Raw genomic sequence first — 20,111 nt, forward strand, 5'->3', positions numbered from 1 at the left:
AAGAGGGGGCGCGGGCCTTATCGGCCCGCGCCCCCTCTCGTCGTTCCCACGCACGACCGGTCGTCAACCGCAGGAGCAGGCCGGGTCGGCGCCCCGGTCGGCGTGCCGGGCGCCGGGGATGTGCGGCAACCGGGCCGCCGAGACCACGCCCTCCAGATAGCCGCGGGCCCGTTCGGTGCGGGGGTAGGCCTCCAGCAGGGCCCAGAACGCCGGTCCGTGGTCCGGCACCAGCAGGTGGGCGAGTTCGTGCAGCAGCACGTAGTCGAGCACGTACTCCGGCATGCCCTGCAGGCGATGGGAGAGGCGGATCGTCCCCTCACTGGGGGTGCAGGACCCCCAGCGGGAGTTCTGGTTGGTGACCCAGCGGACCTGGACGGGCTGGGCGCGATCGCCCAGGTAGGCGGCCGACAAGCCGCGGGCCCGCTCCATCAGCGCGTCGTCCCCGAGGATCCGGCGGCTCTCCTGGGCGGCGAGCTTCTCCAGCATCTGCGCGACCCAGCGCTGCTCCTCGGAGTGCGACATCCGGGCCGGGATCAACACGATCGTGCGGTCGCCCTCGCGATAGGCCGAGACGGTGCGGCTCCGGCGGGCGCTGCGGCGCACCTCCACCCGACCGCGGTCGTGCGGCTCCGGTGGCGCGGGCGCGGCGGGTGAGTGCTGCGGTGACGCGGGCCTCGACTGCTGATCCTGGTCCGGGCGCCCACGCGTGCTGGGCGCCGCCACTTGCGACCCGGACGCTGCACGGGCACGCCGACGCGACGCCGATGGATGGGAGTCCCGCTCGGCTGCCATGGCACACGACGTTACCCGGTACCCCTGACAGAAGTCCGCTGCCGTGGCCGAAATCTTTCGTGGAGTGATCGGGAACGAAAAGTCGACGGAGGGTGTCCGGAAACCGACATCGGAGGGGATGTGCAGTTATCCACAGGGCCCACGAACAGATGATGTGATCATGGACCTTCGCCTGTGGATAACTTTGCGCACGACGTCGGCGCGATAGGGCATGCTGCGGTCAGCCGTCCGGAAACGATCGGAAAGGAGATCGCCGTGCGCCTCGTCCTGAAGCCCGCCCTGTCCCGCAGCTGGCGGGACTCCGACACCCTGCAGTTCGGCACCGTCACCCGCTACGCCGGGGTGCTCGGCCAGGCCGACAAGACCCTCTGCGACTTCCTCGGCCTGGTCGACGGAACCCGCGACCGGCCGGAGCTCCTGGAGGCCGGCGAGCGGATCGGCCTCGGCCGGGAGCCCGCCGACGCACTGCTGACCGACCTGGAGGAGACCGGGTTACTGGACGACGCGGAGGCGACCGACACGGCGCTGGCCCGCTTCCCCCAACCCCACCGGGACATGCTCGGGCCGGACCTCGCCTCGCTCTCCCTGGTCCACTCCGGCCCGGGCGCCGCACCGGCGATCCTGGCCCGGCGGGCCGACATCCGGATCGAGGTCCGCGGCGCGGGCCGGGTGGGGACCGCCGTGGCGGCCGTACTCGCGGCCGGCGGAGCAGGCGCGGTCACCGTCGTGGACGGCGGCCGGGTACGCCCCGGCGACTGCTCCCCCGCGGGGCTGCCTCCGGGAGACGTCGGGCGGCTGCGGTCGACGGCCGCACGGGAAGTGGTGCAACGAGCCTCGGCCCGGCCACTGGTGCCCGTGCCCCGGCGGAAGGCCGACGGGCCGCCACCCGATCTCGTGGTGCTCGCGCCCAGGGACGGGAGCGGGGCCTTCGCCGGTGGGACGTACGAGGCCCGACTGCTGCTCCGGGCCGGGGTGCCGCACCTGTACGTGGGAGTGGTCGAGGAGTTCGGGGTGATCGGGCCCCTGGTGCTGCCGGGGGTGTCGGCGTGCGGACACTGCCTGGTCCTGCGCCGGGAGGACGAGGACGCCGCCTGGCCCCGGGTCCTGGCCCAGCTGGCGGACGGCGGGCCCGGCCGGGCGCGCACACCGGCCTGCGACACCGCGCTGGCGACGACGGTGGCCGGGCTGGCGGCGCTGCACGTCCAGGTCTACCTGGACGGCGGGCGGCCGCCGAGCGTGGACGGGTGGTGCGAGGTGTCGGCGAGCGACGGGATGCCACGGCGTCTACGCCTGCGCGGGCATCCGGACTGCGGGTGCCTCTGGCAACCGCTGCCGCCGAGGTAGGGAGGAGGAGAACGAGCGGAACGTGCCGGGGCGTCGGCTCGGCGGCTGCGAGGCTCGGCAGCCGCCCGACCCGAAGCCACGGCACCCCGGGCGGACGCCCGGCCAGGTGAGCCCATGGCCAGGTGAGCCCATGGCCAGGTGAGCCCATGGCCAGGTGAGCCCATGGCCAGGTGAGCCCATGGCCAGGTGAGCCCATGGCCCGCGCCCTGCCTGGGGGCAGGGCGCGGGCCGGTCGAAGCTGGGATCCGCCATTCCGGGCGGGCGGTGGGTGCGGGAGGTGGTGGGCAGGCGGGAGGCGGAGGAGGGGGGAGGGGGCCCCAGCAGAGCGCCACAACACGCCGAAGGCCGGTGCCCCCAGGGCACCGGCCTTCTCGGTGAGGTGGACCGCCCGGGCCCGCCGGAGTCAGGCGCCGATCCCGGCGCCCTCCGCCGGCGCCTCCGCCGCGACCGCCTCCGCCTTCCGGTCCCGCATCAGCAGCGTGGCCACCAGCGCCGCCGCCAGCACACCGACCGCGCTGACCGTGAAGGTCGTCGACATCGCCGAGGTGAACGCCTCCCGGACGGTCCGGACGAGCCCGGCGTCCCCGTTGGCCAGCGCCAACGCCCCGCCGATGGAGTGCTTCGCCTCCTCCGGCATCCCGGTCGGCATCCCACTCGCGAAGCCGCTCGACAGCAGCGAGCCCAGGATGGCGATGCCGAGCGCGGTACCGGCCTGCTGGATGGTGTCGTTCAGCGCCGAGCCGACGCCCGCCTGCTCCGCCGGGATGGTGCCCATCAGCGCACCGACCGCGGCCGGCATCGCCAGGCCCGCACCGAGACCGAGCAGTCCGAGGGCGATCGCCGGGATGGCGAAGCCGGTGTCGGCGGTGACGGTGGTCAGCAGGGCGAAGGAGGCCGCCATGACGAGCATTCCGGCGAGGATGAGCAGGCGGTTGCCGATCTTGGCCGCGAGCTTGGCGCCGACCCCGTTGCCGACCAGCGCGGCGATGGCCAGCGGCACGAACGCGAGGCCCGCCTTGACCGGCGAGTACCCGAGCACGAACTGCAGGTACTGGGTGAGCACGAGCAGCAGGCCGCCGTTGCCGATCTGCACCAGGGTCAGCGACAGCGAGCCCCCGCTGAAGTTGCGCTGCTTGAAGAGCACCAGCGGCACCATCGGCGCGGAGGTGACGTTCTCCCACACCACGAACCCGCCGAGGCCGAGCACCGCGACGGCCAGGGTGACCAGGGACTGGCCGCCGAAGGCACCGTGCTGCGGGATCTCGATGATCCACCAGACCAGCGCGGTCATGCCGACCGCGGACAGCACCGCGCCGAGCGGGTCGGGCTTCTGCCACGGGCCCTTGGACTCCGGCATCAGCAGCAGGCCCGCCAGGATCGCCAGCGCCACGACCGGGACGTTGATGAAGAAGATCGAGTGCCAGGAGAAGTGGTTGATCAGCACGCCGCCGAGGACCGGGCTGCCGACCAGCCCCAGCATCGCCACCGAACTCCAGGCGGCCATCGCCTTGTTGCGCTCGTCCTCGTCGAAGACGGTGATGAGGATCGACAGCGTCGAGGGCATGATCAGCGATCCGCCGACGCCCATCGCGACCCGCGCCGCGATCACCTCGCCGGGGTTGGTGCAGAAGGTCGCCGCGAGGGAGGCCGCCCCGAAGAGCAGCAATCCGATGATCATGATCTTCCGGCGGCCGAAGCGGTCTCCGAGGCTGCCGGAGGTGAGCAGCAGCCCGGCGAAGACCAGGACGTAGGAGTCGAGGATCCACTGGGTGTCCTGGGCGCCGGCGCCGAGGTCCGCCGTCATCGAGGGCACCGCGACCGTCAACGCCATGCTGTCGACCACCAGGACGAGCGAGCTAAGGCACAGCACGATCAGGATCCACCAGCGGTGCGGATTGCGACCTTCGACCACCTTGCGGGCTTCCATCAGCCACCCCTCCATTCTGCGCACACCGTTCCCCCGGTGCACACTCCGTTCCTGCCATGCGAACACTGTACGCATTGAGGAACAGTGTGCGCAACACCAGACTCCTGTACGCTCAATGCGAACGGTGTACGCAACGAAGCAGGAGCAGAGGGAAGGGAAGCCACCATGGCCGCCGAGACGAACCCGATCCCGTCCGTATGGGCCCGCCGACAGCGCGAGCCCGACCAGCCCGCACTCAGCCGGGCCGCGATCGTCCGCGAGGCGATCACCATGCTGGACGCCGAGGGCATCGAGGCCCTGAGCATGCGCAAGCTCGCCGCCCGCCTGAACGCGGGCGCCACCTCCCTCTACCGGCACGTGGCGACCAAGGACGAGCTGATGGAGCTCGCGGTGGACGAGGTCTTCGGCGAGATCACCCTGCCGCCCGCCGACAGCCCCGACTGGCGCGCCGCCGCCACCGAGGCCGCCGGGGCGTTCCGGGCGACGGCCCTGCGCCACCCCTGGCTGTCGTCCGTCCTCGGCCAGGCCGGCCTCGCCTACCTCGGCCCCAACCTGATGTCCTACGGCGAGCGACTGACCGCCTTCTTCGCCTCGGCCGGCTTCCCCGAGCCGGCCCGGGCGATCGACACGGTCATCTCCTACGTCGTCGGGATGAGCACCACGGAGGCGGCCTGGCTCACCACCGTCGCCCGGGCCGGCGAGAGCGAGGCCGAGTTCATCGCCCGTCTGATGCCCGCCGCCCAGGAGGCCACCGCGGGCTTCGACCACCTCACCGACGCCTACGCGGTCGCCACCGCGGACCCGGAACCGGACCCGGCCGCCGTGCGCGACGCCAAGTTCGCCTACGGCCTCGACGTGGTCCTGGACGGTCTGGCCCTCCGCCTGCCCCGCTGACCGCCGCCCCGGTTCCCCGCGCCCGGCCCGACCGGACCGAGCCGCCCGACTCCCCCGCACCGGACCAAGCCGCCCAACTCCCCCGCAAAGGGGCAGCGGCCGCGGCCCGCGCACGGTGCTCCCCTCCCCGCCCGGGGAAATACCGCCGGGGGCGGGGTGGGGAGCGGGCACAATGGCCTAGTGATGGTGGGCCGTCCGGTGTCGGGGGGCCAGGGAATTGGAGGCCCGGGTGAGCGATCTTCCGCGCAAGGCAGTGACCCGCACGGCACGGCTCGCCGCCCTGCCGCTGGGAATAGCCGGTCGCGCCACGCTCGGACTGGGCAGGCGCATCGGCGGCCGCTCCGCCGAGGTGGTGACGGCCGAGCTCCAGCAGGCCACCGCCGACCAGTTGTTCAAGGTCCTGGGCGAACTCAAGGGCGGGGCGATGAAGTTCGGGCAGGTGCTGTCCGTCTTCGAGGCCGCGCTGCCCGAGGAGGTCGCCGGGCCGTACCGGGCCGCGCTCACCAAGCTGCAGGACGCCGCTCCCCCGATGCCCGCCGCCAAGGTGCACACCGCGCTCGCCCAGCGACTCGGGGACAACTGGCGCGAGCTGTTCCGGGAGTTCGACGACCGACCGGCGGCGGCCGCCTCGATCGGGCAGGTGCACCGGGCGGTCTGGCACGACGGGCGCCGGGTCGCGGTCAAGGTGCAGTACCCGGGCGCGGGCGACGCACTGCTCGCGGACCTGACGCAACTGAGCCGGGTGGCTTGGCTGTTGGGCCCGTTGATCCCCGGGCTGGACATCAAGCCGCTGATCACCGAGCTGCGCGAGCGCGTGTCGGAGGAACTGGACTACGAGCTGGAGGCGCAGGCCCAGCGCCGGCACGCCGAGGAGTTCGCCGACGACGCGGACATCCTGGTGCCCGACGTGGTGGCGCAGGCCGACCAGGTGCTGGTCACCGAGTGGATGGACGGCACCCCGCTGGCCGAGGTGATCGCGAACGGCACCCAGGAGGAGCGCGACCGCGCCGGGCAGCTGCTGGCCCGGTTCCTGTTCGCGGGCCCGTCCCGGACCGGCCTGCTGCACGCGGACCCGCACCCGGGCAACTTCCGGCTGCTGAAGGACGACGGCCCGGCGTCGGGCTGGCGGCTGGGGGTGCTGGACTTCGGCACGGTGGACCGGCTGCCGGGCGGGCTGCCCGAGCCGATCGGGGCGTCGTTGCGGATGGCGCTGGACGGCGACGCGGCGGGCGTGCTGACGATGCTGCGCGAGGAGGGCTTCGTCAAGCCCTCGATCGAGCTGGACCCGGACGCGGTGCTGGACTACCTGCTGCCGATCATCGAGCCGGCCGCCGTGGACAGCTTCCACTTCACCCGGGCCTGGATGCGCGCCCAGGCGGCCCGGATCGCGGATCCGCGCTCACCCGCCTACAACCTGGGCAAGCAGCTGAACCTGCCGCCCGCGTACCTGCTGATCCACCGGGTGACGCTGAGCACCATCGGCGTGCTCTGCCAGCTGGGCGCCCAGGCGCCGTTCCGGGCGGAGATGCTGGCGTGGCTGCCCCGGTTCGCCGAACAGGAACCCGCGAAGCCGGCCGGCCGCAGGCCCGCGAGCGGAAAGGCCGCCGGCCGCACCCGCAAGAGCTGACCCGGACGCCGCAACGGCCGCAGGCCGCTCCCCATGACGGGGGGCGGCCTGCGGCACGACGGGGGTGAAACGCGGGGAGGCCCCGCGCCGCGACTACATCAGCGCGACGGCGAGGGCCTTGCGGGCGCGCAGCGAGGCGCGCTCGGCCCGCTGCTTGAGCCGGCGGGCCCTGGCGACCCGGGTGACGAGGCGTTGGTGCTCCGCCTCGTGCAGGCGCTCTTGCATATGGGCCCGGGCCAGGGATTCGTGGAGGAGTTGCATTTCGAGGGTCCTGTTCTGGATCTGAAGTTCGGTGGTCTGCTCGGCGCGGACGGTCGGATCGATGGCGGCGGCGGTCATGTGGTGGTCCTGCTCGTGGTGCGTGCTCGGGAAGGGGACTGGTCGGGCTGCGTCGGCCTTGGCGGCGGCGATCCGGACGGAACGGCGGAGGGAGGTGTCCAGCAGGGGCTGCTCTCCCCGGCGGACGGCCCTGGCGCCGTGGGCGGGGTTCACGCCATGACCTCGGTCTTGCGCGGACGGCCACGCGGCCGCTTGCGGGCCACGACGACGCCCTGGACGAAGAGCTCGCCACCCCAGACGCCCCACGGCTCGCGCCGCTCCAGCGCGCCGGTCAGACAGGCGTCCTTGACCGGGCAGGTGCCGCAGAGGGACTTCGCGTACTCGACGTCGGCGGGCGTCTCGGCGAAGAAGACCTCGGGGTCGAAGGCGCGGCAGGGGATGGGGAGCCCGAGCGCCTCGGCCTGCTCGATGGAGCTGATCTGCATGGAAGGAACCTCCGGGGGGTCGGCCTGGTCGGCCTTGGTGATCTGGCTTGTCGGCGGTACGGACGGGATGGGCGGTGTGATGACCGTGGACACTGTTGGCGTCTTCCTCGTCTTCTCAGTGGTTCCGGCCCAGATGGCTGGTGGGTCTGGGCCGGAGGCCCCGGGGGGCCTGGGGGGTCTTGCGTACCGGACAAAACAGAAGGGCCGCGGATCCCGGTGTGACGGGTTCCGCGGCCCTGGAGGTGCCGACCTGAGGCTTGCTCAGGTTCGTTCTCTCCAGGGTTCAGGCCCGCGGAAGGCCCGCATCCGGATGGCCTTGGCGCCCGCGAGGGCCGCCATGGCCTGGTTAATCTGCTGCTCGTTCTGCTTCTGGGCGTTTCCGGCACCGATGACCTGCGCATAGTCGCCATGCATGGCGGCGGCTACGAGTGCCTTCGGTGCCTGGGTCGGTCGCTCATCACGCAGGGAGCGCGACGTGCCGAACGACGCCCAGTCGCGGGACAGACCGGTCTCGACAGCGGTGCCTTCGACGTTCCTGCCGGCCGCGCCGCAGAGATCAGTGTGTCCAAGGGCACTGACAGCGGGGACGACGGAGACACCGGTGGTGTCGAGACCCAGACCGGTTCCACCGAGCTCGGCGAGCGCCCGCAGACGGGCGGCACGCAGGGAGGCAGCGACAACGGTCTGGCCAGTCAGTTTGGTGATCATGATGTTTCCCACTGTCTTCGCCTCCTCTCGGCGTCTCGCGGAGCCCGGTTCCCCCGGCTCCGAATGTTCGGATGTCTGTCTCGGTGAAGCTGTTGGGTGTGGGGGATTCGGCACAGGTGTCACCCCGTGCGATCGCGTCCCCTTGACCGCTCCGGCAGGCTATTGCGCTCCCGGTATGCCGCGCAAACTATTTTTCGCGGCGGGTTCCGAAGTCCCCCGAGCGGCCCCCGGGCGACTCGCCCGGACCGCGCCCGGACCGGCTCACGCCGGATCGACCGGCTCGCCGTCCTCGACACCGTCCGGATCCTCCACGGGCTCCTCCCCCGCACACAACGAGAGCACGGCGGCCCCGTACTTGTCCAGCTTCAGCGCACCGACCCCGGAGATGACCGCCAGCTCCTGGCGACTGGCCGGCACGTCCTCGGCGATCGCCATGAGCGTCGCGTCGGTGAACACCACGTAGGCCGGTGCTCCCTGCTTCCTGGCCTGCCCGGCCCGCCACTCGCGCAGCCGCTCGTACAGCGCCTCGTCCATCGTGGACGGGCAGCTCTCGCAGCGGCGCAGCTTGCGCTCGACCGCCTCGGTGAGCACCTTCTCGCAGACCCGGCACTTCACCGGCCCGCGGACCCGCCGCCCGGCGGAGCGCTCACCGGGCTCGACGCCCCCGCGCCCGCTCCGCCCGCCGGTGCGCGCGCCGGGCGCGCTGGAGCCCGGGCGCAGCCCGTCCATGAAGCGGCTGGGCTTGCGGCTGGCGCGGCCGCCCGGGGAGCGGCTGAGCGCCCAGGAGAGCGAGAGGTGCTTGCGGGCGCGGGTGACGCCGACGTAGAGGAGCCGGCGCTCCTCCTCGATCTGCTCGTCGGTCTTGGCGTAGATGATCGGCAGGGTGCCCTCGGTGAGGCCGACGAGGAAGACGGCGTCCCATTCGAGGCCCTTGGCGGCGTGCAGCGAGGCGAGGGTGACGCCTTCGACGGCGGGGGCGTGCTGGGCGGCGGCCCGGGCGTCGAGTTCGGCGACGTAGGCGGCGAGTTCGGCGCCGTGGCCGGCGGCGGCGCGGGTGCGCTCGAACTCCTCGGCGAGCCGGACGAGCGCGGCGAGGGACTCCCAGCGGTCGCGGACGGCGCCGGAGCCGGCGGGCGGTTCGGCGGTGAAGCCGCGGGTGGCGAGGACGGCGCGGACCTGGCCGGCGAGGTCGGGGGCGTCGGCGGTGAGCGGGTCGGCGGCGGCCCGGGCGGCACCGCGCAGCAGGACGCCGGCGTCGCGGACCTCGGGGCGTTCGAAGAACCGCTCGGCGCCCTTGAGCTGGTAGGGGACGCCGAGGTCGGCGAGGGCCTGTTCGTAGACCTCGGACTGGCCGTTGGTGCGGAACAGGACGGCGATCTCGCTGGCGCGCACGCCGGCGGCGAGCAGGTCCTTGATCCGGCGGGCGGTGGTCTCGGCCTCGGTGGGCTCGTCCTCGTACTCGGTGTAGACGGGTTCGGGGCCGGCCTCGCGCTGGGAGACGAGTTCGAGCCGGTGCCGGGCGGCCTCGCCGCGGGCCTGGGAGAGCAGCCCGTTGGCGAGGTGGACGACCTGCGGGGTGGAGCGGTAGTCGCGGACCAGCTTGACGACCGTCGCCTCGGGGTGGCGGGTGCGGAAGTTGAGCAGGTAGTCGGGGGTGGCGCCGGTGAAGGAGTAGATGGTCTGGCTGGCGTCGCCGACGACGCAGAGGCTGGCGCCGCCGCCGGGGCCGGTCCACTGGTCGAGGAGGCGCTGCTGGAGCGGGGAGACGTCCTGGTACTCGTCGACGGTGAAGTGCCGGTACTGGCCGCGGACCTGGTCGGCGATGTCGGGGCGGTCCTCCAGGATGGCGGCGGTGAGCAGCAGGACGTCCTCGAAGTCGATCACGCCGCGGCGGCTCTTGGCCTCCTCGTAGACGCGGTAGACCTGGGCGGTCTCGGCCGGGTCGCGGGGGGCCTCGCGGCCGGACTTCTGGACGGCGGCGGGGTAGTCGTCGGGGCCGATCTGGGTGACCTTGGCCCATTCGATCTCGGCGGTGAGGTCGCGCAGTTCGGTGCGCTGGACGCGCAGGCCGCAGCGGCCGGCGGACTCGGCGACGAGCTGGACCTTGCGTTCGAGCAGCGAGGGGACGGGCCCGCCGACGGCGCGCGGCCAGAAGTACTGGAGCTGGCGCAGGGCGGCGGCGTGGAAGGTGCGGGCCTGGACGCCGTCGGCGCCGAGCTGGCGCAGCCGGCCGCGCATCTCGCCGGCGGCGCGGGCGGTGAAGGTGACGGCGAGGACCTGCTGGGGCTGGTAGACGCCGCTGCGCACGCCGTAGGCGATCCGGTGGGTGATGGCGCGGGTCTTGCCGGTGCCGGCGCCGGCCAGGACGCAGACGGGCCCGTGCAGGGCGGTGGCGACGGCGCGCTGTTCGGGGTCGAGCCCGGCGAGCACGGCGTCGGGGCCCGTGGCGGCGGTGGGGTCGGCCCAGAGGGAGCCGTGGGGGCCGTCGGACGGGCTGCCGCTCAAGAGGTCTTCCTGCATGCGTTCCATCCTCTCAGCCCGCTGGGACAACGGGGGCGGGGTTGTCCACAGGTCCGGTGTGATCGCAGGATGATCACTGCGCACCGGGGCGCGCGAGTCCGTTCGTGCGCCGCCGTCTGCGCCGGGGCGTGGCCGTGCGGAATGACCGCCGCGCGGCGGGCGTTCCCGCCTTGAGACCGTACGCCCTCTTCCTGAAGGAGCCTCCTCGATGTCCGGCAGCGTGACGATGTACAGCACGACCTGGTGCGGGTACTGCAACCGACTCAAGAGCCAGCTGGACCGGGAGGGGATCGGCTACACGGAGATCAACATCGAGGAGGACCCGGCGTCGGCGTCCTTCGTCGAGTCGGTCAACGGCGGCAACCAGACGGTGCCGACGGTGCTGGTGACGCCGAACGCCGGCGGCGAGCGGGTCGTGATGACCAACCCGAGCCTGCTGCAGGTGAAGAAGGCCCTCGGGGTCTGAGCCGGCCGGGGCCCGGGTCGGCGCGCGTCACGGCGCGTCGGCCCGGGCGGGGTCGACGGGCGCGGCGGGCGCGGGCAGGATGGTGCGCGCCGCGAGGTCGCCGATGCCGTAGACGAGCCGGCTGCGGTCGGCGGAGTAGCGGGTCTCGATGACCCGGACGGGCCCGCGCCGGTCGAAGGTGACGCGGGTCTGCACCATCAGCGGCACGCCGGGGCCGCCCTGGAACCACTGGGCCTCCTCGGGGCCGGGCATCCGGGCGACCAGGTGGTCGACGGCGCCGATCTCGGTGCGGCCGAGTCCGTTGAGGACGGCCTCGTCGCCGCCCTCGACCGGGTCGGGTTCCATCAGCGGGGTGCCGGCGGCGAGTCCGGCCCGGTAGTGGCTCTCCTCGATCGAGTAGGGCTCGCGGTCGAGCAGGCGCAGCTGGCGGCGGACCACGATGGCCTCGCCGGGGCGCAGTCCGAGCCGTTCGGCGATGTCCACCCGGGCCCGGACGATCATCATCTCGAAGTCGCTGGTGAGTTCGCGGCCGGCCTCGGCGGCCTCGCCGAGGTAGACGGCGGAGGGCAGGGCCAGGCAGTCCCGGGGGGTGGGGGCCAGGGTGGGGCCGTAGGCGCGGTGGTCCAGGACGGGGTGTTCCCGCAGGTAGGTGCCCTTGCCCTGGAGGCGGACCAGGCGGCCTTCGTTGACCAGGACGTCGACCGCGAGCCGGACGGTGTTGCGGGCGACTCCGTACTGGCGTTCCAGTTCGCTCTCGACCGGCAGCGCGGCATCGGCGGTGAACTCGCCCTCGGCGATCCGGCGGCGCAGGTCGGCGGCGAGGCGCTGGTATTTGGGGGATTGGGCGGTGCCCCGGGGGATTGTCACCCGAGTGAATGTAGCGAGCGCCGTGGCGGGGTTTCAGCCGTTTCCGGCAATGTCGTCCGCGCGGGTTGACGGCGGATGCCGGGTGGCATGCGGCGGTAGCAGAACTGGCCCGTCCGGCCACGAACATCCGATCGTGGCGGATTCGGGAGGGGATGGAAAAGAAAAACGGGGGCGCGCGGCATAATCCGCACGCCCCCATTCGGACAGGATTACCAGCGCGCCGCCGACGGCAGCGGTCCGCCGTACCAGAGCTCGACCAGGTGGCGCGCGATCGAGATCCCGGACGGCGGCAGGATCTCCCCCGCCTCCATCCCGGCCTTCAGCTCCTCGCGGGAGAACCAGCGCGCCTCGGCCAGCTCCTCGCCGTCCACGGTGATCTCCGTGCCGCCCGGCAACGCCCGGCCCGTGAAGCCGAGCATCAGGCTCGACGGGAAGGGCCAGGGCTGGCTGGCGACGTAGCGCACCTCGCCGACCTTCACACCGGCCTCCTCCTGCACCTCGCGCACCACCGCCTGCTCGATCGACTCCCCCGGCTCGACGAAGCCGGCCAGGGTGGACCAGCGGCCCTCCGGCCACAGCGCCTGGCGGCCGAGCAGGCAGCGGTCCTGCTCGTCGGTGATCACCATGATCACCGCCGGGTCGGTGCGCGGGTAGTGCTCGGCCGCGCAGGAGGTGCAGCGCCGCACGTGCCCGGCACCGGCCTTCTCGGTCGGGTGCCCGCAGCGCGAGCAGAAGCTGTGCAGCCGGTGCCAGTGCTCCAGCGCGACGGCGTGCACCAGCAGTCCGGCGTCCCGGTCCGACAGCAGCGCGCCGACCTCGCGCAGCCCGGCCGGACGGGCGTCGCCGTCCAGCCGCCCGGGCAGGCTGTCCCCGGCCAGCGCGAAGTACGAGACGCCGTCCTCGTCGGTGCCCAGGAAGTACCGGTCCCCGGTCTGCGGCGCCTCGAAGGAGGGCAGCAGCACGAGTTCGGTGCCCTGCGCGGTGTCGACGACGAACGCCTCGCCGCCGGCGATCGGCAGCACCCGGGTGGCCGGGTGGCTCCAGGCGGCCGCCAGCCAGGGCTCGTCGAACCGGTGCTCGGCCGCCCGGTCCACCCCGGCCCGGGCCAGTGCCAGGTTCAGTGGGCGTTCGGTCTCAGGCACGGTGCTCACTTCGTTCCATCCCCACGTGATGAATCATCCGGATGAGTGATCTGACTGCCATGGTGTGCTCGCGCGGGCTCCCCCGGCGGGCCGGACGGGCTCACGCGCCGGGCCGGAAGTTCTCGGCCAGGTCCCCCCACAGGTACGCGGCGGTCTCCACGCCCTTGGCCAGCAGGTCCAGCTCGACCTTCTCGTTGACCGAGTGCCAGCCGTCCGAGGGCACCGAGATGCCGAGGAACAGCACCGGCGCGCCGAGCACGTCCTGCAGGTCGGCGGCGGGGCCGGAGCCGCCCTCGCGGGTGAAGAGGATCTTCTGCCCGAAGGCCCGCCCCATGGCGCGGACGGTGGACTGCAGCGCCGGGTGGTCCAGCGGGGTCAGGCAGGGCCGGGTCGCGCCCGGGAAGGCCAGCTCGTAGCGGACGCCCTCGGGCACCCGCGCGGCCACCCACTCCCGGACGGCCTCGCGCACCTTCTCCACCTCCTGCCCGGCGACCAGCCGGAAGGACAGCTTCAGGTGCGCCGAGGACGGCACGATGGTCTTGCCGCCGGGGCCGGTGTAGCCGCCCCAGACGCCGTTGACCTCCGCGGTCGGGCGGGCCCAGACCCGCTCCAGGGTGGAGTACCCGGCCTCGCCCCGGGTGCCGTACGACTTGGCGACCCGCAGCCACTGCGCCTCGTCGAAGGGCAGTTCGGCGAACAGCTCGCGCTCGCGGTCGGTCAGCTCGATCACGCCGTCGTAGAAGCCCGGGATGTCCACCCGCCGGTCGGCGTCGTGCAGGGCGGCCGCCAGTTCGGCGGCGACCTCGGCCGGGTTGGGGACGGCGCCGCCGAAGGAGCCGGAGTGGATGTCGGTGTCCGGGCCGTACAGGTCGATCTGGGCGTCGGCCAGGCCCCGCATCCCGGTGCAGACGGTCGGTGTGGTCTCGGACCACATGCCGGTGTCCGAGATGACCACCACGTCGGCGGCCAGCCGCCCGGCCTCGCGCCGGACCAGGTCGGCGAAGTGCGGCGAGCCGGACTCCTCCTCGCCCTCGATCAGGAGCTTGAGGTTGACGGCCGGCGCGGTGCGCCCGGTGGCGGCCAGGTGGGCGCGCACGCCCAGGGTGTGGAAGAACACCTGGCCCTTGTCGTCGGCGGCGCCGCGGGCGAACAGCTGCTTGCCGACCACGGTCGGGGTGAACGGCTCGGTGTCCCAGCCGTCCTCCTTGGCGGCCGGCTGCACGTCGTGGTGCCCGTAGACCAGGACGGTCGGCGCGGACGAGTCCCCGGAGGGCCACTCGGCGAACACCGCCGGCAGACCGTCGGTCTCCCAGACCTCCGCCACCGGGAAGCCGGTGTCGCGCAGCTTGGCGGCCAGCCACTCGGCGGAGCGCCGCACGTCGCCGGTGCGGCCGGGGTCGGCGGAGACCGAGGGGATGGCCAGCCACTCGGAGAGGTCGGCGAGGAAGGCGGCCTGGTGCTGGTCGATGAAGGCGCGGACGACGCTGTCCGGAGTTCTCGTCATACGGACGACTTTAGTTCGCCCGTGCGGGTGCCCGCCCGGGCCGTCCGGCTGCCGGGCGCCGTCGGGGCTGTAACCTCCGTCACCCCCGGCCGCGACCCGGCGGTGACCGGGGCGCGGACGGGGGTGACGGGAGGGCGCGGGGACCTCAGCCGGAGCGGCGCAGCAGCGAGATCCGCGAGCGGGTGAGCAGCGCGGCCAGGCCCGCCGCGAGCAGCGGCAGCACCACCACGGTGATCGCGAGGGTGGTCCACGGGAAGACCACGACCGACTTGTTGGCGATCACGTCGGCGGTCATCCCCGGTACCGTGGCCGCCGCGCCCTGGACCTTGCGCAGCGCCACCGCCGGCACGATCCCGCAGACGGTGCCGAGCAGGGTGCCCATGGCGGCGATCACCCCGCACTGGAAGCCGGACAGTGTGCGCCGGATCCGGGGCTCGGCGCCGACCGCCGCGAGGGTGGTCAGGTCGCGCTGGGAGTCGGCGGCGGCGAGGCCGGTGGCGATGCCGGCCGCGCCGAGGGCGACGATGGCGGCGAAGATCGACAGCCCGAGGCTGATCAGATCGGCCCTGGACTGGTAGCCGCGCTCGATCGAGAGGACGTCCTGGTCGGTGAGCTTGGCCAGCGCCCCGTTGGCCTTCTGCTGGGCGCCGTCGGAGGGGACGCCGTCGGGCAGCCAGACCGAGCCCGCCGGGGAGGTGGTGAGCCCGAGCCGGGTGGCGGTGTCGGGGCTGATCACGGCCGCGCCGTTGGCCGGCACCGTCGCGGACACGAGGACGGCGTCGACGGCGATCTCGGTGTGGCCGCGCTTGCCGGGGGACGGCACGTCGCCCGCTTGGAACGGATCGTTCAACTCGACGGCGACCTTGCCGTCCTTGAGGTAGCGCGCGTCGAAGACCACGGCCTTGCCGGCGGCGAGGGCCCGGCCGGCGGCCGGGTCGGTGACGCCGAAGAGGTTGCGCAACAGGGTGGCGTCACCCGCGCTGAGGTCGCCGTAGGGGCTGCCCCGGTGGCCCATGCTCTTGCAGCGCGGGTCGGTGGTGAGGAGGCGCTCGGTCTCGACGGGGCCGAGGTCGTCGTTGTCGACGACGGGGCAGCGCAGTTCCTTGGGCAGCTCGACCCGGATGTAGCCGCAGCTGCCGCCGGCGGAGCAGTCGCCCTTGTAGTTCACGCGCTGGACGTCGGCGCGCGGCCCGAGGGCGGGGATGTTGCGCTCCACCTCGTCGCGCATCTGCGGCAGCAGCTTGCCCTCGGCGGCGGGCAGCCAGCCGCTGCCGATCAGGACGGCGCCGGCGGGGGCCGCGGCGACGTACTCGCGACGGCCCTCCTCGTCGTAGCTGGCCGTGTAGACGCTGACCGCGACGGTGCCGGCGACGGCGGCCATCACGGCGGCGACGGCGGGCGCGGTGCGGCCGCGGTGGCGCACCGAGTCGCGCAGGGCGAGCCGGGGGCCGAGCGAGAGCCAGCGGCCGAGCCGGCCGAACAGCCCGACCAGGTAGGGCGTCAGGGCGACCATGCCGAGTTCGGCGACGGCCGAGCCGCCGAGGACGGCCAGGCTGCGGCTGGCGAAGCCGCTGGTGGCGCCGAGCAGGGCGAGCGCGGCGCCGCCGCCGACCATCAGCAGACCGAGCAGGGCGAGCTTGCGGCTCGGGGGCTTGAGCGAGTCGCGCCCGGTGAGCGCGGCGACGACGTCCTGGCGGGAGGCCTGGACGGCGGGCACCACGGCGGCGAGCAGGCCGGTGACCAGGCCGACCAGGAGCACGCCCAGCAGGTCGAGCGGCTGCAGGTTGAAGTGGCCGAAGCGCTGGCCGGAGTACTCCTCCGCCTGGGTGCGCAGCAGGGCGACCAGTCCGATGCCGAGTCCGAGGCCGACGACGGCGCCGGTGACGCCGAGGACGATGCCGCCGCCGAGGACGACGGCACGGACGTTGGCGCGCTCACCGCCGCCCGCGGCGAGCAGGCCGAGCTGCCGCCGGGAGCGCCGGGCCCCGACGGCGAAGGCGGGGCCCGCGAGGAGGACGATCTCCAGCAGGGCCATGCCGACGACGGTGGCGAGGATGACGACGGAGGTGCGGTCGAGGTAGCCGGTGCTGCTGCCGCCGTGCTTGTCGGCCTCGACGTAGTAGGGCACGTCGGCGCGGGCCGGCGGGTCGAGCAGGACGGTGCGGGAGGCGAGGGTGAAGCCGTAGCCGCCGAGCTCGGTGACCTTGGACCAGTCGAGGGTGGCGCCGGCGGGGAGCTTGACGAGCCAGCGAGTGGGCTCGTCGGTACCGGCGTTGCGGCCGTCGCCGGCGCCCGTGAGCTTGGCGACCTTGCTGATCAGGGTGCCGGGCCGGGCGACGATCTCGGTGGCCGTCAGCTCGCCGGGGTACTCGACGACGCCGGTGATGGTGAAGGGGGCGTCCTCCAGGCCGCGCACGGTGGTCTGGTCGCCGATCTTGAGGCCGGAGCGGGAGAGGAACTCCCCGGTGACGGCGGTTTCGCGGTCGGTGGCCGGAGCGCGGCCCTTCACCAGGTTGACCCGGCCCTTCCAGACCGGATCGGTGAGGTCCAGCTCGGTGGTCCGGGCGCTGAGCAGGCCCTGGGCACTGCCGGCGGCGGTGAAGGGGCCCTGCCGCTCGGGCACGAGGGTGGCGCCGGGCGGGAGCAGTTGCCGCGCCAGTTCGGCGGGTTCGGTGTCGAGGCTGCGCTGCTGGACGGGGGTGTACCGGGGGGCGGCGCCGTCCTTGGCCTCGTACTTGGGGCTGTTGACGGTCATGCCCTTTTCGGGGTCGGGCGCCTGCAGGACGGTGGCGCCGCGTTCGACCATCTCCAGTTCGCCGTCGGCCTGGCCCATGACGCGCACGACGTGTTCGGCGGGTTCGAGGTCGGCGCTGCGGAAGACCACGTCGGCGCCGGTGACCCCGAGAACGGGCAGCGCGACCATGGCGATGACCAGGGCGCTGCGGCCCTTGGCCCGCAAGGCGTCGCGGCGGGCGATGCGCAGGGCGACCCGCCAGGCGCTGAGCTTCACTCGTCCACCTTCACGCTGTTGGTGGCGGCGGTGACGAGCAGGCTGGCGGCGTCCTGGCTGACGCTCTCGTCGACCATGCGGCCGTCGCGCAGGAAGACCACGCGGTCGGCCCAGGCGGCGTGCCGGGCCTCGTGGGTGACCATCATGGCGGCGGCACCGGCGTCGCAGCGGGCGCGCAGGACGGCGAGGACGGCCTCGCCGGTGGTGGAGTCGAGGGCGCCGGTGGGCTCGTCGGCGAGGACCAGGCGGCGGTCGCCGATCAGGGCGCGGGCGATGGCGACGCGCTGCTGCTGGCCGCCGGACATGTCGTCGGGGAAGCGGTCGGCGAGCTCGGGGATGCCGAGTTCCTCCAGGGCGGCGAGCGCCTCGCGGCGGGCGGCGCGGGCGGAGAGGCCGTCGAGTTCGCGCGGCAGCGAGATGTTCTCGCCGGCGGTGAGGGCCGGTATCAGGTTGTAGTCCTGGAAGACGTAGCCGACGGAGCGGCGGCGGACCTGGGCGAGCCGCTTGCGGGTGAGCCCGCCGAGGGCGACGCCCTCGACGAGGACCTGGCCGTCGGTCGGGGTGTCCAGTCCGCCGGCGAGGGTCAGGAGCGTCGACTTCCCGGAGCCGGACGGGCCCATGACGGCGACGAACTCGCCGGGGTGGACCTTGAGGTCGATGCCGCGCAGGGCTTGGACCTGCGCGGCGCCTTGGCCATGGACTCGGGTGACGTTCTCCAGGTGCAGTACCGGCGTCTGCCGGGCCGGTTGGGTGTGGGACATGGTTCCCCCCTTGTGCTGGTGGTGGGCTCGGCGTCGGGTCCGAGTCGGTGGTTCGGGTGGCCGTCGCGGCCGGGCGCGCTCAGGCGCGCAAGCGGCGGCGGGCGGGCGGGGCGCCCGTGGCGCCGCCGTCGCGGGCGGCCTCGGCGGCGCGGGCCTGTTCGGCCTCCGCGTGCTGGGCGAGGCGGGTCTCGCAGTGGTCGAGCCAGCGGATCTCGGCCTCGGTCTGGAAGATCAGCTGGTCGAGGACGAGCAGCCAGGCGAGGTCGTGGCTCGCGGAGGACGCGACGCCGGGCCTCGGTTCCCCGGCCAGCGCGCGGCCCTTGAGCCGGGTGTAGTCCTGGAGCGCCTTGATGCTGTGCCGGCGCTGGCCCTGGACGACGGTGGTGACGTCCACCCCGGGGACGGTGACCGCCATGGCGAGCTTGATGGCCAGTTCGTCGCGCGGCGGGTTGGTCCGGGGCACCGGGGTGTCGAACCAGGCCCGCAGCTCGGCTCGTCCCGATGCGGTGACGGCGTAGAACTGGTGGCCCTCCTCGTCCTCCCCGGCGGGCTCGACCAGCCCGTCCCGTTCCAGCCGGGACAGCGTGGTGTAGACCTGCCCGACGTTGAGCGGCCAGGTGGCGCCGGTGCGCGCCTCGAACTCGGTGCGCAGCTGGTAGCCGTAGCGCGGGCCCTGGTCGAGCAGGGCGAGCAGACCGTGACGGATGGACATACCGAGTATGTATACCCGGTATGCCCTACGGCCTCAAGCTGCGCCTCCTCCCCCGGCGACCGGGTACCGTCGTGCGGTGTGAGCCAGTTGCGCATCGCCACCTTCAACCTGCTGCACGGTCAGCCACTCGCCCCGGACGGCGCCCCGCGGCCCTACCCGGCCGACGCCGGCGGGCCGCTGGCGGAGGCGGTGGCCGCGCTGGACGCCGACGTCCTGGCCCTGCAGGAGGTGGACCGCCACCAGTCCCGCTCCGGCGGCACCGACCAGGCCGCGGTCGCGGCCAAGGCGATGGGGGCCGCCGACTGGCGCTTCGCCGCCGCCCTGCACGGGCGCCCGGCGCCGGTCGCGGGCTGGGTGTCGGAGCCGTCCGCGCCCGGCGGCCTGCGGGTGTACGGGCCGGGCGACGTGGGCGACGGCGCCGTCCCCTCGTACGGCACGGCGCTGCTGACCCGGCTGCCGGTGCGGCACTGGCGGGCCCGCCGGTTCGCCCCGGCGCCGTTCGGACTGCCGCTGCGGGTGGCCGGCCGGCGCGGGCTCACCCCGGTGCCGGACGAGCCGCGGGCGGCGCTGGCGGCCGTACTGGAGGGCGAGCACGGCCCGTTCACCGTGGTGGCGGCGCACCTGTCCTTCGTCCCCGGCTGGAACATGGCGCAGCTGGCCGGCATCCGGCGGTGGATCGCGGACCTGCCGCAGCCGTACCTGGTGCTGGGCGACTTCAACCTGATCGGCGCGGTGCCCCGAACCGTCCTCGGCGGGGCGACCGCGCTGGAGCGCACCGCACCCCGGGCGCGGGTGCGGGTACGGGAGCTGCGGGCGGCCCGGCGGGCCCGGCCGGCGCTGGCCGAGCCGCGCCGGCGCCGGGTGCGCGAGCCCCGCGCCCGCCTGCAGGGCTGGCACGACCTGGCCCGCACCCCGACGTACCCCTCGCACCGCCCGGCGGTGCAGTTCGACCACGTGCTGGCGATCGGCGTGCCGCGCGCCGCGGTCGGCCCGGCGGCGGCGCCGCGCGCGGCGGTGTCGGACCACCGGCCGCTGCTGGTGGAGGTCGGCCTCTGAAGCCGGCGGGCTCCAGG

17 protein-coding genes are annotated in these 20,111 nt (G+C 73.8%); 5 read left to right on the forward strand and 12 right to left on the reverse strand.

Annotated elements, in window-relative coordinates; all coding sequences use genetic code 11:
* Positions 1–63 precede the first annotated feature (63 nt).
* Entirely contained in the window at positions 64–723 is a 660-nt protein-coding gene (locus ACIOJE_RS06315; RefSeq protein ID WP_280676285.1) for a M48 family metallopeptidase, read from the reverse strand.
* 324 nt (positions 724–1,047) lie between these two features.
* Between ACIOJE_RS06315 and ACIOJE_RS06320 the strand changes: the two genes are divergently transcribed.
* The gene (locus ACIOJE_RS06320) at positions 1,048–2,136 is read left to right on the forward strand and encodes a ThiF family adenylyltransferase (RefSeq protein ID WP_400773700.1); all 1,089 of its coding nucleotides are present in this window, start codon (positions 1,048–1,050) and stop codon (positions 2,134–2,136) included.
* A 403-nt stretch (positions 2,137–2,539) separates the two neighbouring features.
* On the opposite strand, the gene ACIOJE_RS06325 is transcribed toward ACIOJE_RS06320, so the two are convergent.
* Complete coding sequence (locus ACIOJE_RS06325; RefSeq protein ID WP_400773702.1) at positions 2,540–4,063, reverse strand: MFS transporter; 1,524 nt, start codon at positions 4,061–4,063, stop codon at positions 2,540–2,542.
* 165 nt (positions 4,064–4,228) lie between these two features.
* Here ACIOJE_RS06325 and ACIOJE_RS06330 point away from each other — a divergent pair, with 165 nt between their 5' ends.
* Positions 4,229–4,957 carry a TetR/AcrR family transcriptional regulator gene (locus ACIOJE_RS06330; RefSeq protein WP_400773703.1) on the forward strand — a complete coding sequence of 243 codons (729 nt, stop codon included), beginning with the start codon at positions 4,229–4,231 and terminating at the stop codon, positions 4,955–4,957.
* Positions 4,958–5,186: 229 nt separating this feature from the next.
* Positions 5,187–6,584, forward strand: coding sequence for an AarF/ABC1/UbiB kinase family protein (locus ACIOJE_RS06335; protein ID WP_280676294.1), 1,398 nt, complete (start codon positions 5,187–5,189; stop codon positions 6,582–6,584).
* Between the two features lie 93 nt (positions 6,585–6,677).
* Here ACIOJE_RS06335 and ACIOJE_RS06340 read toward each other — a convergent pair whose 3' ends face one another.
* The 4 genes from ACIOJE_RS06340 to ACIOJE_RS06355 all read right to left on the reverse strand — a co-directional run bounded on the left by ACIOJE_RS06340 (position 6,678) and on the right by ACIOJE_RS06355 (position 10,576).
* Positions 6,678–6,923, reverse strand: coding sequence for a hypothetical protein (locus ACIOJE_RS06340; RefSeq protein ID WP_400668746.1), 246 nt, complete (start codon positions 6,921–6,923; stop codon positions 6,678–6,680).
* Between the two features lie 149 nt (positions 6,924–7,072).
* Positions 7,073–7,441: a WhiB family transcriptional regulator gene (locus ACIOJE_RS06345; protein WP_400335999.1), complete on the reverse strand. Its 369-nt coding sequence runs from the start codon at positions 7,439–7,441 to the stop codon at positions 7,073–7,075.
* 168 nt (positions 7,442–7,609) lie between these two features.
* The gene (locus ACIOJE_RS06350) at positions 7,610–8,056 is read right to left on the reverse strand and encodes a hypothetical protein (RefSeq protein WP_280676298.1); all 447 of its coding nucleotides are present in this window, start codon (positions 8,054–8,056) and stop codon (positions 7,610–7,612) included.
* Between the two features lie 261 nt (positions 8,057–8,317).
* Positions 8,318–10,576 (reverse strand): ATP-dependent DNA helicase UvrD2, encoded by a 2,259-nt coding sequence (locus tag ACIOJE_RS06355; RefSeq protein WP_400773706.1) that lies wholly within the window; start codon positions 10,574–10,576, stop codon positions 8,318–8,320.
* Positions 10,577–10,784: 208 nt separating this feature from the next.
* On the opposite strand from ACIOJE_RS06355, the gene ACIOJE_RS06360 reads away from it, so the two are divergent.
* Positions 10,785–11,042 carry a mycoredoxin gene (locus ACIOJE_RS06360; protein WP_280676301.1) on the forward strand — a complete coding sequence of 86 codons (258 nt, stop codon included), beginning with the start codon at positions 10,785–10,787 and terminating at the stop codon, positions 11,040–11,042.
* A gap of 27 nt (positions 11,043–11,069) precedes the next feature.
* Here ACIOJE_RS06360 and ACIOJE_RS06365 read toward each other — a convergent pair whose 3' ends face one another.
* The 6 genes from ACIOJE_RS06365 to ACIOJE_RS06390 all read right to left on the reverse strand — a co-directional run bounded on the left by ACIOJE_RS06365 (position 11,070) and on the right by ACIOJE_RS06390 (position 19,038).
* Complete coding sequence (locus ACIOJE_RS06365) at positions 11,070–11,909, reverse strand: GntR family transcriptional regulator (RefSeq protein WP_280676303.1); 840 nt, start codon at positions 11,907–11,909, stop codon at positions 11,070–11,072.
* Positions 11,910–12,118: 209 nt separating this feature from the next.
* Positions 12,119–13,060: an NAD(+) diphosphatase gene (gene nudC, locus ACIOJE_RS06370; protein ID WP_280676305.1), complete on the reverse strand. Its 942-nt coding sequence runs from the start codon at positions 13,058–13,060 to the stop codon at positions 12,119–12,121.
* A gap of 91 nt (positions 13,061–13,151) precedes the next feature.
* Positions 13,152–14,555, reverse strand: a complete 1,404-nt coding sequence (locus ACIOJE_RS06375; RefSeq protein ID WP_400773709.1) for a dipeptidase — start codon at positions 14,553–14,555, stop codon at positions 13,152–13,154.
* Positions 14,556–14,700: 145 nt separating this feature from the next.
* A complete protein-coding gene (locus ACIOJE_RS06380; protein ID WP_400773712.1) occupies positions 14,701–17,565 on the reverse strand; it encodes an FtsX-like permease family protein in 2,865 nt (954 codons plus the stop codon).
* Positions 17,562–18,326, reverse strand: a complete 765-nt coding sequence (locus ACIOJE_RS06385) for an ABC transporter ATP-binding protein (protein ID WP_280676311.1) — start codon at positions 18,324–18,326, stop codon at positions 17,562–17,564. The genes ACIOJE_RS06380 and ACIOJE_RS06385 overlap by 4 nt, the downstream gene beginning before the upstream one ends.
* A gap of 79 nt (positions 18,327–18,405) precedes the next feature.
* On the reverse strand, positions 18,406–19,038 hold the full coding sequence (locus ACIOJE_RS06390) for a PadR family transcriptional regulator (protein ID WP_280676313.1): 633 nt from the start codon (positions 19,036–19,038) through the stop codon (positions 18,406–18,408).
* Positions 19,039–19,116: 78 nt separating this feature from the next.
* Between ACIOJE_RS06390 and ACIOJE_RS06395 the strand changes: the two genes are divergently transcribed.
* A complete protein-coding gene (locus ACIOJE_RS06395; RefSeq protein WP_400773715.1) occupies positions 19,117–20,094 on the forward strand; it encodes an endonuclease/exonuclease/phosphatase family protein in 978 nt (325 codons plus the stop codon).
* Positions 20,095–20,111: the final 17 nt, after the last annotated feature.

It is taken from the genome of Kitasatospora sp. NPDC087861 (assembly GCF_044742585.1).
In the GTDB taxonomy this organism is placed as follows: domain Bacteria; phylum Actinomycetota; class Actinomycetes; order Streptomycetales; family Streptomycetaceae; genus Kitasatospora.